Genomic DNA, 13,218 nt, shown 5'->3' on the forward strand with positions numbered 1-13,218 from the left:
TTAATTTCTTTTAATTAAGGAGAATGAACTAGAATCTTACTAAGATATTGAACCCTACAAGAAAGTCGCCGTCTCCAATTTTATTTTTATTGTATAAAATGTTCCTTTGCGGAGTAATTCCCTCATAGTTCGACATAAACACCTGGAACACATGAGTACTAGTACCAATTTCCATACCAAAAGTTAAGTTGGCTTCAGGATCGGTTTGATCTGAATTGGTAAATTCTCTCATATCATCAATGTTTAAAGGCTGATCATATTCAAAAAACACAGACATTGAAGGTGTAACTTTAGCTCTGCCAGAAAGGGTAATTGCTACCTTATCGTGTTCAACCAAAGAATCAGTTTTATTAAAATGAGTAAAACTAGGAGCTAATTGCAACGAGATATTCTCATTAAATTTGTGTGCTACTATTAACTGAGAAAAATATCCCAATCTATCCGAGAATGCATAGTCATTACCAAAAACAACTTTATCTTGAGAATTAATAGATAGATTTCCGTATAATGCTACAGAAACTGGAATAGAATTGGATTCGGTTTGTGTAAAAATTCTATATTTTCCATGGAATTCCTGCAATTTATAGTCCTTAGTATATCCGTAGCCCAACATGAATTTTTCTGTAATACCATAGTTTACCCCCATGCGAATGTTTGAGGAAGCATAAATACCAAAAACGTCTTCCAATCCATTCTCTACTAATCCGAAACGGTGTTGAATATGTAATTCAAATTCGCCGGCAAATGGAGTTACTGTAGTTTGAGTTTCTCCAAGAAGTCCAGACTCAAAAGTACCGGTAACAGGATCGTTTGCAAATTCATCTTCCTGAGCAAAGCAGTTTTGTGATGCGCTCAGGACGACAGCAAGAAACAAAAAGAATGGGAACATCCATGAAAAAGTCATTTTCATAAATTTTTGAATTGAATATTTAGATCTTATCATAGTGTATAGTTTTAATTGTCGTTAGCACCTCGGGTTATCCACTCAAGAATTAATTGTTTTTCAGTTGCTGAAGCTCGGGTACTGTGAGATCCTGATTGTAATTGTGTATACAATTCGCTGGAGCCTGGAAGATCAACATTGATATAACCTCCGTTTGTTAATGCATTAAATGCATTGGATGCTCTTAAATCCGGATTAATTCCACCATCATGACAGTTGATACAATTAGAAGTGAATATGGGCACGATATCCGCACTAAACGAGATTTCCTGATCTGGTGGGATTACGATTTTATCCACTTGAATGGTATCGTATTCGCACGAAACAAAACACAGAGTTGTTAGGAAAACCAGTAAAAGACTTACTAAGTTGTTCTTTTGCATAGTATTGAGATTTTAAATTTAAGTACTAATTAGTGATTAAAGAGATTAAACCATTTACACTAAAGATAGATATTTGCCTTTACCGCAATAGGTTTGATACACCGAGATTTATTTTATGAAAAAAAGGAATTTGTCTAATACAAATCGACATTTATCAGTCTTTTACTAGGCTTATCTCAGTCTTTTTTTTATATTTAATAGTTGCTAGAAAAAAAACAAATTTTCTGTAGCTGTTGCAAAGCAATTTTTATTTGAAATTCACTATTTGTTTTTGGGAAATTTTCTGATAGATTTGATAACTAACTACTAATTTGTACCCTATATCTCTAAACTACTATGGCTAAATTTTCAAAATCGGATAATTGCAAAAATTGCCTCGATTGCAATATGCGAATACCGATGTTAAGTACTCTTTCCCGCCCCGAACTAATTGAATTGAATGAGAATAGATTTGAAGTAAAGTTTAAGGCTGGTGAAACAATCTTTAAACAAGGTACCTCTGCAACTCATCTATTAATTTTAACAACAGGTTTGGCAAAATTATATGTGGAAGGTGTTCAGGATAAACAGTTGATAATTAGAATTATTAAGCCTTGGGAAATTATTGGGCAGGCATCTTTGTATTTTGATAACAGACATCATTATTCAATTGCAGCACTTGATAATACCACAGCTTGTTTTATAGAAATAAGTGCTTTTAAAAAAGCAATTCAGACAAATCCTCTCTTTGCCGAGGAATTCATTAAGAATTGCACTCAAAAAGGAATTTTTTCCTTTGAAAAAATGGTGAGTTTGTCACAAAAGCAGATGCATGGCCGCATAGCCGATGGACTTATTTATCTTTCTGGTAAAGTGTATGAAAATCTGAACTTTGATTTGCATCTTTCAAGACAAGATGTTGCGGATCTTACCGGTATGTCGAAGGATAGTGCGATTAGAATTCTAAAAGAATTTCATAATGAAGGCATTATTGAACTGGATGGCAGAAAACTGAAAATATTAAATTACGGACAACTGGAGCGAATTAGCGAAACAGGTTGAAAATACAATAAAAACGAGAGGATATTTCCTCTCGTTTTTATTGTACAAGAAGTTCATCAAGATTTCGTTCGATTACTTTTCGATTCAGATTTTTTCCAATTATTACAATCTTACTTTCCTTTATCTCATCTTTTTCCCATGTTCTTCCAACGGTTGCTTGTATTTGAGTATGTACAGATTGTAGTATAATTCGTTTGTCAACACCTTCCAGATATAGAATTCCTTTAATTCGGTAGATACTTTCCTGATTAAATTTCAGAAACGCATCCAGCCACATCCCTAATTTCATTTGATCCATTGGAATTGAAGAGGTGTAGCACATGTTTTCAATTCCATGCGTTATTTTATTTGGGGGACTAGCGTTTGCTTCAAGTCCTAAAACAAATTGGTAAACCTTTGCAGGATCATAAGAGAAGGAATCAAGTAAATTTTTGTTTGCCGGTTGCGCAAATACACATTCTTCAATTCTGGCAAACTTGTTAATCCTTTCAACCTCTGTTTTAACCGCATTTGTCTTTTCACGACCAGCTATATCCGTTTTATTTATTAATATTTGGTCCGATATTGCAATTTGTTTGGTTAGAACAACTTCCTTCTCTAGAATATCAGATGCATTTTCGGCATCAACCAGACAAATTACGGCGTCCAATTCAAATTCTTTTTTTATGAACGGATCAGTAATAAATGAAGCTAAAATACTACCTGGATCCGCAATTCCGGTAGTTTCTATAAGAAGGTGATTGAATTGATGATTTGATTGAATCAGGTTTTTTAAAACAACATACAATTCATCATTCAAACTGCAGCAAATACAACCATTACTTAATTCAAAAATGTTTTCGTTTTTAACGTTGGCAACTAATTCAGAATCAATGTTTACTTCACCAAATTCATTTTCTATAACGGCGAATTTTTTATTAGGATAGCTTGATATTAAGTGATTAAGCAGACTGGTTTTTCCTGCACCTAAGAAACCGGTAATTACAGTAACTGGAATTTTTGACATAATCATATTCATTTAAAACTTTTCCCAATGAACAATTTCATCTAATGATTTCCTTATCTTTTGAGGAGGTATCCTGTCCGATGGATATCCTAAAGATAAAATTGCAACCGGCTCAATATAATCAGGCAAATTGAAAAAATCTATGCATTTTTGAATGTGAAAATTGCAGATCCAACAAGTTCCCAAGCCAAGTTCTGTTGCCTGAAGAGTCATGTGATCGATGGCAATCGCAGCATCAATATCACAATGATCTTTACCATCTTCACTTCGTTTCCATGATTGGGTGTGATCACCGCAAATTAGGATGTAAACAGGAGCTTCTTTAAACCATTCACGATGATAAATTTCGGAGAATTTTTTGTGATTCTCAGTCTCCCTAACAACAATAAAATGCCGGGGTTGACTGTTCACTGCTGAAGGTGCAATTTGTCCGGCCTCTAATATTTTAATCAATTTTTCTTGTTCTATCTCTTTCGATTGATAGGAGCGAACTGAATATCGTTTCTGGCTAAGATCTTTAAAATTCATTTCTTCATTTATTAATGCCTGCTCTAATACTTTGTACAAAATTGTGAAATTAATAAGACATGATGCTCATAATTTTTCATTTTGTTTGGCATGTTGGTTTTGTTCTGTGCCATTCACAACATTTTTGTACCTTTGGCAATCATTTTTTAGAGGAGAATATAGATGACGAAAGAGCTAAAGAAAAATATCATGTTCCAATATCTGATGTTATTGGTAATAGCTGCCACGGCGGGACATCAGGGGTGGAGAACCTTATTTAATAATTTCGCAGTAGAGGAAGTTGGCATTAATGGATTTCAGGTTGGTGTCATTCAATCGGTAAGAGAAATCCCTGGCTTTTTGGCTCTTTTAGTTGTGTATTTATTGTTGGTAATTAAAGAACATCGTTTGTCGGCATTATCAGTTTTAATTGTTGGTTTGGGAGTTGCTTTAACTGGTTTTTTCCCTTCGTTTTTAGGCTTAATAATTACAACAGTTATCATGTCTGTGGGATTTCATTATTTCGAGACAACAAATAAATCCCTGACACTGCAGTATTTTACGATTGAGCAGGCACCTGTTGTATTTGCTAAGCAAAGAAGTTGGTCAGCCATAGCAAATATTAGTATGGGGGCTTTTGTTTATGGAATTGCACATTTCATTTCAATAGAAGCGAGCTTTATCTTAATTGGTGCCGTTGTTTTTTGTCTTGGCATTTGGGCATTTTTCTGGGATCCGGCAGATAAAAATATTCCTCTTCAAAATAAGGGGATGGTTGTAAGAAAAAGATACTGGCTTTTTTATGTTTTGAATTTTTTGAGTGGCGCCCGGCGTCAGATTTTTGTTGTGTTTGCTGTTTTTATGCTGGTGCAGAAGTATCATTATACAGTTCAGGATGTAGCAATTCTATTTGTAATAAATAACGTTATAGCCTATTTTGTTTCTCCTATGATTGCAAAAGGAATCAATCGATACGGAGAACGAAAAATGTTATCACTGGAATATATTGGATTGGTTTTCGTCTTTTTAGGATATGCTTATATTGAAAATGCTCTTATTGTAGCCGGATTATATATTTTGGATCATATCTTTTTCGGTTTTTCGATGGGAATCAATACGTATTTCCATAAAACAGGCGATGCAAAAGATATTGCGCCATCAATGGCGGTGGGTTTTACAATTAACCACATATCTGCTGTTGTTATACCAGTTGTTGGAGGTTTGTTATGGATGGTAAACTGGAGAATTCCGTTTGTATTTGGTGCCATTCTTTGTCTTGTATCACTTGGATTTGTTCAAACAATAAGAACAAATACTAAAATTTAATTATGAAGGAAAAAGAAAAAATATATCAGTCTCTTATTGAGATGTACAATCATGGGATTCAATCGAAAGACCCAAAAAAAATTCGTGAATTCTTAAATGACAATTCTGTTGATCTTCTAAAAGAAGAAGCTCGGTTTTATTTGGAAATTCTTCAATTACGTGCGGCTTCATTTTCTCTGTTTGGAGAATTAAATGAGGCCGGAGAAGAGTATCGTAAGGGATATTTATCTTGTTCGACAAGTGGCAAGTGGGTGTATGGTCTGAATTGGGCTTTGCAGTTTATGGCAGAATTTTCGTTTAAGCGCGGGAAGGAGAAAATTCACGAATCAATGAACAATGGAATTAAAGTTCTGGATCAGGCTTTAATTGATTTACCGTTCGATAAATACCGCGACTTTTATTATTTGTGTCTTTCGAATGTGAAAGCATTTATGCTTTTAAATTCTGATAGAAGAGAAGAAGGATTAGGAGTTTATACCGATTGTAAATTTATACCGGTTCCTATTCCTGAATACAATGATAAGGAATCTTTACAGGTTCTTTTTGCTCATTTCACAAAGGGGATTGCTGTTGCCATTGAGTTGAAAAACTATGATTTATTAATGAATCTGATGAAGGTGATCTCCATCGATGATCAAACCTTACAATCTGAAGGGAGTTTGTTCCGGATTTTCTACGAGACTCTGGTAAGTGCCTTCGATATGCGTGCTGAATTTATTACGGAGTTTAATGCGATGTTTAAAATAAAGGATGTTTTAGAAAGTACAACTCCTCATTTTGCGAGGTTTTTAGCTTTAATTGGAGAACAGGATCTGGATAAATTAGACCTGTTTTTTCAGGAATCTTATAGTTAGCAACCGATGGAGAATAATTGTTTTTGCGGCAATAATACAGCATACAAAGAATGTTGTGGTGCAATTCATTCCGGCAAACGAAAAGCGGTTACGGCAGAAGATTTAATGCGCAGCAGGTATTCTGCTTTTGTTCTTGCCGATATTGATTACATTTTAGCTACTTATTCATCTGAAACATGTCCTTCCGATCAGAAAGAAGGGATTTTAGAATGGGCTCAGTCGGTTGAATGGCTTGGATTGAAAGTGATTCACACCGAGAAAGGAAAAGAATTTGATTCGGTTGGATGGGTAGAATTTCAGGCCGGTTTTATAGAAAAAGGACAGAAGCAAATTATGCATGAAAAATCCTTTTTTAATAAGGAGAATGGAGTTTGGGTTTATGTTTCCGGGGAATATCCAAAGCTTAACAAGGAGGAAAAAGAGAATCTACCAAATAGAAATGATCTGTGTTTTTGTGGAAGTGGCAAAAAGTTTAAAAAGTGTTGCTTAAAATAACAATGAAATAATAAAATGGCTGTTTTCAATAAAACAGCCATTTCCATTAAAATATATTTCTAATTCTTTCCCATATTCTTCAGTACAGAAAAAGTTTTGTCGATATCAGTATCATTTACAACAAGAGTAAATTCATTTGTGGTTGAGATTACTTCACGAATGTTGATGCCGGCCCATGCGATATTCTTAAGTATAAAATAGTAAAAGCCAAGCTGTTGACTGTTTGTTGAAGGTAATTTTAATGTAACAGATGATAAATCTTCACTTTTACTTACGAGCATTTCAGTACTAAATACTTGTTCTACTTTTTCTCTTAAAGTATTGCTTACAACTAAATTAGATTCGAAAACCCCCTGAACCATAGTGTAGAAAAATTCCTGATTAGGACCAATAGATTTTAACAATTCTGTGTGTTTTTCAATCAGGGTATTTGAGTTTTTATAGGTAAAATCGACTAATTGTGAGCGAACAATAATATCACCTACATTGGTAATAACTTCCTTTAAACCTGGATTGATTTTCACTTCCAGACTTGGAGCTAACCTGTTCAGGGCCATGATTATTGCACCGAGTTTAACCGGCTTTTTTACGCTCTGTTCAACCTGATCCTGAATTTTACGTGCCAATGACGAAATGTTTATTAAACCATCTACCAAAGCTTCTGCCAAAAAGGGTTGTGAGCTAACTATTTTTTCTACAACTTGTGGAATTGTTATCATGAATTGAAGTTTGTGTTGAAAAACCATACAAAGATGTTCAAAAATTAACAGAATGTAGAATTAATGAATAAATTTTCTAAAAATTTCGTTCATTTTATTGTAGAATCTATATTTGCAGCCGTTAACAAAATCTTGCGGATGTCTGCAAGTAATAATCAAGGAGTATATATAAATGAGAAAAGCTTGGCAAGGATCTATTGTTGCTATTGTAACACCTTTTAATATTGATGGTAGTATTGATTATACTGCTTTTGATAATTTGATTGATTTTCATTTGAAAAATGAAACTGACGGAATTGTAGTTTGCGGAACCACTGGGGAAGCTGCCACTCTTACTAAAATGGAGTATGCGGAACTAATTAAACATACAGTTGAAAAGGTGAATAAACGAATTCCGGTAATAGCGGGTTCCGGAACAAATTCAACATCCGAAGCAATTGAAAATTCTTGCCTGGCTGAATCTTTGGGTGTTGATGCAATTTTGGTTGTGTCGCCTTATTACAACAAACCAACAAGAAAGGGTTTGAAAGATTATTTCTCTCAAATTTCTACAGCGGTTACTGTTCCAATTATTCTTTATAATGTACCTGGAAGAACCGCCGGCAACATTCCTGCTGATTTGGTTGTGGAATTAGCAACGGAATTTGAAAATATCGTGGGTATCAAAGAGGCATCCGGGAACTTAGAGCAAATGGCTTGTATTTTGAGAGATAAACCATCTGATTTTATGGTTTTTTCGGGCGATGATGCTTTGGCTTTTCAAGCTGTTTGTATGGGAGCAGATGGAGTTATTTCAGTTGTTGCCAATTTAATCCCTAAGGAATTTCATAATTTAATGTTGGCAGCCTCTAAGGGTGATGTGGCTAAATCAAAAGAAATTTATTTTAAATATCTGAGATTAATTCAATTGTGTTTTATCGAGTCGAACCCAATACCTGTGAAAACAGGTTTGGCAATAATGAATAAGTTAAGCGAAGAGTTTAGATCTCCTATGTCTGTAATGATGGATGAAAATAGAATTTTATTGGTAAATGAAATAACCAAATTGAAAATGATTTAAATAGTTAAAACTATTAATTGAATATGGAGCCACTTAAAAAGTGGCTCTTTTGTTTTGGGAAATTATCATTTTTTTTGGTGCTGTATTTTGCTGTGATGTAGTGGAATAAGCTTATCTGGAACTGAGCTTCGCCTTTCGTTTGATAAGGAAAAACAGCTTTGTTTTTAAAAATTACAATGATAAATTGAAACCAATCAGATGATAATAAGTACAAGAGCTTAGAATCACAGTGTTTTTCAATATAGAGAAGATTGCTTAAATTTGAATTCATTTGGCAGGAATGCTTAATGAAAGCGATTATATATTTAAAGAATTTGTTGATAAAATGCTCTGATTATTGCAGCAAAAGTTGTCATTTTATTAATAAATTTAGATGTTATAAATTGATTTAAAGGAAGTTTGCCAAATATGAATAAAGATTTACTCTTTGCCTTAATTCAAAATCCCTACTTAATTCCCGGTATTTATAATTATTGTGATGGTTGGTGTGAAAGATGCAGTTTTACCGGTAATTGTCTTAATTATAAAATGATGGAAGAGGGTGTGCCTGATTTAGATGTTTCTAATACCGATGCTTCTTCAGCAATGGATAATCTGGATGAGATGTTTCAGTTAAGTATGGAGTTGCTGAAGCAAGCAGCAAAGGATTTAGGAATGGAAATGCCTGAACAGGATGAAGATTTTGATGCTGAAGAAGAAGAGAAAAAAGATGACTTGATATTTAAAGGCCAAATAATGAGACAGGCCGATAAATATTCTGAATTGGTAGACCAATGGTTTGCCGAATTTGAAGCACTCCTTTTTGTAGGAAGTGTTAGTCTCAAAGAGTTACTGGACTATAAGGATGAAGAGGAGATGAGTGAAATTGAAAAAACCGTCTTTAATTCTTATGAGATAATTCGCTGGTATCAGTTTATTATCCCAAGCAAGCTCTTTCGCTCACTTAGAAGTAAGACAAATACAGAAGAAACAGGGAATGAATTTTACAAACATGACAGTATTGCATCTGGTAAAGTAGCATTGCTGTCCATTGATGAATCGATTAAGGCCTGGACTTGTTTTATGCAGAAATTTCCTGAAACAGAGGATCGAATGCTGCCATTGTTACTGATACTTTCAGGTTTACGGACTATAGTCGAGAAGGTATTCCCCGAATCAAGAGATTTTATAAGACCAGGTTTCGATATCTAATCAATCCGCAATTGATAGCATCAGATGTTTAAAGCGTTGCATCATATTCAAATGAATTTTAGAAGATAGTTTTTACACCAAATAAGAGAGTATATAACGCAAAAAAAGTCGGTAACCAGCCGACTTTTTTTCTACTCACTTTAAACCTTAATCTACTATATGAAAAAACTACTTTTTGTTCTTTTGTACATTACAAATGTATGCATGAATCAAGTTAATTGGTCTAAACAAGTGTTAAAGAAGATTAAATCTTTAATTTAACCTTATTTTAAGATTAAAAACCATTGGATTATTAGTAGAGATTGTTGGATTTTAAACCAGCATTTAAAGTTTGTTTGTTAAATTTGTTGAAATTCTAAAATCACTAAAATTGAATATCACCATAGTTACCGAATACTCATTATGGTGGGTATTGCCCTTTGCTTTAGTTTCTTTATTACTTATTGTTATGGTTTATTTTTTCAAAAAACCATACCATAAGGATCTTTCCCTGCCCAAAATCTACATTTTAGCTTTTTTGCGGGGGCTTTCTATTTTATTGCTTCTGATACTACTGTTGGAACCAAAAATTAAATATGCTTTAGAAAAAATTGAAAAACCATTATTAGTTTTTGCTCAGGACAATTCAAAGTCTCTTAAATTGAATAATGATTCTTTATTTTATTTGAATGAATACCCTTCTGAAATAGAAAAATTTCTCGAGACTTTGAATTCTGAATTTGAGATTAAGAAAATTAGTTTTGGAAATAAAGTAGAGGAACTATCTAATTATAATTATTCCGAGGCGAATACAAATTTTTCAGATTTGTTTCAATTTTTGAAAAACAATTATGGAAATTTAAATAATGTGCAGGTTCTTCTTGCCAGTGATGGTCTTTACAATAAAGGCGGTAATCCCAGATATGATGTACAAGACTTGAATTTTCCGATTCACACATTACAATTGGGGGACACGGCACGCATCGAGGATGTTTCAGTTATATCAGTTAAAACAAATAAATTAGGTTTTATAAAAAGTAAATTACCCGTTAGAATTGGCGTTAAAGCAACTAATTTAGATTCGGAATCAGTACGATTGAAAATTTACAATGGTTCGGCGAAATTGATTGATGATGAATTTCAGATTAATAACAATTCATTCTTTATCGAAAAAGATTTTTTTATTACTCCGGAAAAAGCAGGTTTACAGAAGTTTAGGGTAGAAGTAATTGCAACAGGAAAGGAACATTCCAGGAGTAATAACCAATACGAGTTTGTGGTTGATGTATTTGATAATCAGAGAAAAATAGCAATTTGTTTTGATAAATATCATCCTGACATAGCAGCTATTCAATCGGCGATTAATGAAAATTTAAATTTTACTGTTGAGTTAATTAATCTTGCACAGAAACAAGCTGATCTTGAGAAATACAATCTGGTAGTTCTGTATCAAATTCCATCTCATCTTAATTCATATTCAGGTTTTTTGCAGCAAATTCAACAAAAGGAAATTCCTGTTCTAATGGTTGTTGGAGGTAATTCGGATATAGAAGCTTTAAATAAGTTGAATTTGGGTGTGAATTTGTTGAGAAATGAAGGTTTATTCTCCGAATCATCTTTTGTTGGAGATGAAGCTTTTAACTTGTTTGATTTAAAGAGATCAAAGATGGAAATTTTTGAGAAAATGCCGCCCTTGTTATCTCCTTTAGTGAATTGTGAATTTACTTCTGAACATCATATTGTTGGATATCAGAGTATTAAATCAGTACAAACGGAAGAACCTCAAATTGTTTTTTCATATACTGATGAACAGAAGATTGCGTGGATTTTTGGTGAGGGAATCTGGCGATGGAAATTGCACTTGTCTCGAATGAATGATTCTCCTGAAGTATTTTTTGATTTGATCAATAAAATGGTGCAGTATTTATCTTTGAAGATTAATCGTAACCAACTGGTGGTTAACTACCCAAAAAATATCTCCGAAGGGGACGAAATTGTATTTGATACTGAGATATACAATAAAAGTTACGAGTTGGTTAATCAGGCGAATTTGGATTTTACCTTGATAAATCAAGCGGGTAAATCTTTCAACTATAATTTTGAAAAACGCTCAGATAAATACCAATTAAGAATAGGTTCTTTGCCAAAAGGCAATTATTCATTTGTTGTTAAAACCCAGGATAGTGAAAATGTTTTGGAGCAAAAGGGACAGTTTATTGTTAGCTTAAACAGTAATGAAGCTAAAAATTTACAGGCCGATCATAAAATACTTTCGCAAATTTCAAGTTTAACAGGAGGTAAGGTGTTTAAACCTGACGAACAAGCGGAAATGAGAACCAGCATTAAAGAAAATGAGCATTCAAAATCTATTTTATCAGAGGAAACGAAATATGGTAATTTAGCTGAGATGCTATTTGTATTAATTATAATTATCATATTAATGATATTGGAATGGTTTTTGAGAAAGTATTGGTTAGGGATTTAAATCTGAAATTGAAAAAAATCAAACGAATTAATCGTAATCAGCAGTAAAATATATGAAACGTCCATGCCAAAATGATTGTGATACACAAGGGGATGATTATTACAGCATGGAAAGTTACATATGGCAATAAAAAACAAATTTAGACATATGAAAAGGATATTTTTAATTGTCACCTCATTATTTTTATTATCATCTTGTCAAACTCTTTCATTGTACAGTTTTCAAGGACTTAATGCACCCAAAGTTTTAATTCCTGCTGATGTGAAAACAATAGGCTTTGTTGATAGAAATACCAGTTTTAAGATTGATACTGTGAGTCAGTATTATCTTATAAATAGTACTCTTTTAACTGATACAACAGATTACTCTACAGATATTTCGACGAATTGCTATTTGGGTTTTACTGAGAACTTATCGGAGTATTTAGCCATGGATTCTATTCCATTTATTCAGTTGGATAAAAAGGAAATATCAGGTGACAGAGATTATACACCAATGAAATGGGAACTTGTTGACAGTATCTGCGAGAGTAATGGATCTGATATTTTAATCTGTTTGGAGGATGTACAGTTATATAATAAATATACAGTATTTGAAGATGTACTGAATTATGGGATTACTGATGCGAATTATTTTGCTGTATGGAGGATCTATGATCCATTAAAACAGACATATCTGGATGAACAAATCGTAATTGACAGTTTGTTTTCGGAAGTTACATCGCCTTCGTACAATCGGTTAATAGAAGAAAAACTGCCCAAAAGAAAAGATCTTTTTAAGGATGTTTCTTATGAAATTGGAAATCAATATGCAGATATGCTTGCTCCTAAATGGATTGATATTACTAGAAAGTATTTTGCCTCCGGAGATGATCGTTTAGCCATTTCAAAATATTATATTGATCAGGGGGATTGGGAGACTACAATTTCGTTATGGACTGAGATTTCAGATGAAAAAGATGATAAACTTGCAGGAAGAGCTTCTTATAATTTAGCTGTGGCTTACGAAATTAAAGAAGATTATGTGCAGGCAAATCGTTGGATTCGGAAATCAATTTTTCATTATAAAACATTAAAATCTTTGCCGTCCGAATTTAAATTAGTTACAGCATACACATTAGAACTTCTGGAGAGAACCAAAAACAAAGAGAAATTGGATCTTTTTTTTGGAGAGTAATTTTATTTTAAAAAAATATACAAGCCTGATGAGTATTATTCTATCAGGCTTGT

At 33.2% G+C, this 13,218-nt stretch carries 13 protein-coding genes; 8 read left to right on the top strand and 5 right to left on the bottom strand.

What is annotated here, in order from left to right:
• Positions 1-28: 28 nt before the first annotated feature.
• Both ACHZAX_RS08495 and ACHZAX_RS08500 read right to left on the bottom strand, forming a co-directional pair.
• The gene (locus tag ACHZAX_RS08495; RefSeq protein WP_320018787.1) at positions 29-943 is read right to left on the bottom strand and encodes a DUF5777 family beta-barrel protein; all 915 of its coding nucleotides are present in this window, start codon (positions 941-943) and stop codon (positions 29-31) included.
• An 11-nt stretch (positions 944-954) separates the two neighbouring features.
• Positions 955-1,326 (bottom strand): hypothetical protein, encoded by a 372-nt coding sequence (locus ACHZAX_RS08500; protein WP_156196923.1) that lies wholly within the window; start codon positions 1,324-1,326, stop codon positions 955-957.
• A 336-nt stretch (positions 1,327-1,662) separates the two neighbouring features.
• Here ACHZAX_RS08500 and ACHZAX_RS08505 point away from each other — a divergent pair, with 336 nt between their 5' ends.
• Entirely contained in the window at positions 1,663-2,367 is a 705-nt protein-coding gene (locus tag ACHZAX_RS08505; RefSeq protein ID WP_101309478.1) for a Crp/Fnr family transcriptional regulator, read from the top strand.
• Positions 2,368-2,404: 37 nt separating this feature from the next.
• On the opposite strand, the gene ACHZAX_RS08510 is transcribed toward ACHZAX_RS08505, so the two are convergent.
• Both ACHZAX_RS08510 and ACHZAX_RS08515 read right to left on the bottom strand, forming a co-directional pair.
• Positions 2,405-3,373: a CobW family GTP-binding protein gene (locus ACHZAX_RS08510; protein ID WP_320018788.1), complete on the bottom strand. Its 969-nt coding sequence runs from the start codon at positions 3,371-3,373 to the stop codon at positions 2,405-2,407.
• A 12-nt stretch (positions 3,374-3,385) separates the two neighbouring features.
• On the bottom strand, positions 3,386-3,940 hold the full coding sequence (locus ACHZAX_RS08515) for a nitroreductase family protein (protein WP_320018789.1): 555 nt from the start codon (positions 3,938-3,940) through the stop codon (positions 3,386-3,388).
• A gap of 150 nt (positions 3,941-4,090) precedes the next feature.
• On the opposite strand from ACHZAX_RS08515, the gene ACHZAX_RS08520 reads away from it, so the two are divergent.
• Genes ACHZAX_RS08520 through ACHZAX_RS08530 form a run of 3 tightly spaced genes read left to right on the top strand, consistent with a single transcriptional unit; the run spans position 4,091 to position 6,555 of the window.
• Complete coding sequence (locus tag ACHZAX_RS08520; RefSeq protein WP_320018790.1) at positions 4,091-5,206, top strand: MFS transporter; 1,116 nt, start codon at positions 4,091-4,093, stop codon at positions 5,204-5,206.
• A gap of 2 nt (positions 5,207-5,208) precedes the next feature.
• Positions 5,209-6,060: a hypothetical protein gene (locus ACHZAX_RS08525; RefSeq protein WP_101309482.1), complete on the top strand. Its 852-nt coding sequence runs from the start codon at positions 5,209-5,211 to the stop codon at positions 6,058-6,060.
• A 6-nt stretch (positions 6,061-6,066) separates the two neighbouring features.
• Positions 6,067-6,555: a YchJ family protein gene (locus tag ACHZAX_RS08530; protein ID WP_320018791.1), complete on the top strand. Its 489-nt coding sequence runs from the start codon at positions 6,067-6,069 to the stop codon at positions 6,553-6,555.
• 59 nt (positions 6,556-6,614) lie between these two features.
• Here ACHZAX_RS08530 and ACHZAX_RS08535 read toward each other — a convergent pair whose 3' ends face one another.
• Positions 6,615-7,274, bottom strand: coding sequence for an aspartate kinase (locus tag ACHZAX_RS08535; RefSeq protein WP_101309591.1), 660 nt, complete (start codon positions 7,272-7,274; stop codon positions 6,615-6,617).
• 172 nt (positions 7,275-7,446) lie between these two features.
• Here ACHZAX_RS08535 and dapA point away from each other — a divergent pair, with 172 nt between their 5' ends.
• The 4 genes from dapA to ACHZAX_RS08555 all read left to right on the top strand — a co-directional run bounded on the left by dapA (position 7,447) and on the right by ACHZAX_RS08555 (position 13,165).
• Positions 7,447-8,334, top strand: a complete 888-nt coding sequence (gene dapA, locus ACHZAX_RS08540) for a 4-hydroxy-tetrahydrodipicolinate synthase (protein WP_320018792.1) — start codon at positions 7,447-7,449, stop codon at positions 8,332-8,334.
• Between the two features lie 408 nt (positions 8,335-8,742).
• On the top strand, positions 8,743-9,525 hold the full coding sequence (locus ACHZAX_RS08545) for a hypothetical protein (RefSeq protein ID WP_101309486.1): 783 nt from the start codon (positions 8,743-8,745) through the stop codon (positions 9,523-9,525).
• A 370-nt stretch (positions 9,526-9,895) separates the two neighbouring features.
• Complete coding sequence (locus tag ACHZAX_RS08550; protein ID WP_320018793.1) at positions 9,896-11,989, top strand: hypothetical protein; 2,094 nt, start codon at positions 9,896-9,898, stop codon at positions 11,987-11,989.
• Between the two features lie 147 nt (positions 11,990-12,136).
• On the top strand, positions 12,137-13,165 hold the full coding sequence (locus ACHZAX_RS08555) for a DUF6340 family protein (RefSeq protein WP_320018794.1): 1,029 nt from the start codon (positions 12,137-12,139) through the stop codon (positions 13,163-13,165).
• Positions 13,166-13,218 lie beyond the last annotated feature (53 nt).

The organism is Labilibaculum manganireducens (genome assembly GCF_963665805.2).
In the GTDB taxonomy this organism is placed as follows: Bacteria; Bacteroidota; Bacteroidia; order Bacteroidales; family Marinifilaceae; genus Labilibaculum; species Labilibaculum manganireducens.

What these genes read in the sequence shown, in the direction of transcription:
- ACHZAX_RS08495 (WP_320018787.1), bottom strand. Translation starts at nt 943, where the DNA reads ATGATAAGATCTAAATATTCAATTCAAAAATTTATGAAAATGACTTTT.
- ACHZAX_RS08500 (WP_156196923.1), bottom strand. Translation starts at nt 1,326, where the DNA reads ATGCAAAAGAACAACTTAGTAAGTCTTTTACTGGTTTTCCTAACAACT.
- ACHZAX_RS08505 (WP_101309478.1), top strand. Translation starts at nt 1,663, where the DNA reads ATGGCTAAATTTTCAAAATCGGATAATTGCAAAAATTGCCTCGATTGC.
- ACHZAX_RS08510 (WP_320018788.1), bottom strand. Translation starts at nt 3,373, where the DNA reads ATGTCAAAAATTCCAGTTACTGTAATTACCGGTTTCTTAGGTGCAGGA.
- ACHZAX_RS08520 (WP_320018790.1), top strand. Translation starts at nt 4,091, where the DNA reads ATGTTCCAATATCTGATGTTATTGGTAATAGCTGCCACGGCGGGACAT.
- ACHZAX_RS08525 (WP_101309482.1), top strand. Translation starts at nt 5,209, where the DNA reads ATGAAGGAAAAAGAAAAAATATATCAGTCTCTTATTGAGATGTACAAT.
- ACHZAX_RS08530 (WP_320018791.1), top strand. Translation starts at nt 6,067, where the DNA reads ATGGAGAATAATTGTTTTTGCGGCAATAATACAGCATACAAAGAATGT.
- ACHZAX_RS08535 (WP_101309591.1), bottom strand. Translation starts at nt 7,274, where the DNA reads ATGATAACAATTCCACAAGTTGTAGAAAAAATAGTTAGCTCACAACCC.
- dapA (WP_320018792.1), top strand. Translation starts at nt 7,447, where the DNA reads ATGAGAAAAGCTTGGCAAGGATCTATTGTTGCTATTGTAACACCTTTT.
- ACHZAX_RS08545 (WP_101309486.1), top strand. Translation starts at nt 8,743, where the DNA reads ATGAATAAAGATTTACTCTTTGCCTTAATTCAAAATCCCTACTTAATT.
- ACHZAX_RS08555 (WP_320018794.1), top strand. Translation starts at nt 12,137, where the DNA reads ATGAAAAGGATATTTTTAATTGTCACCTCATTATTTTTATTATCATCT.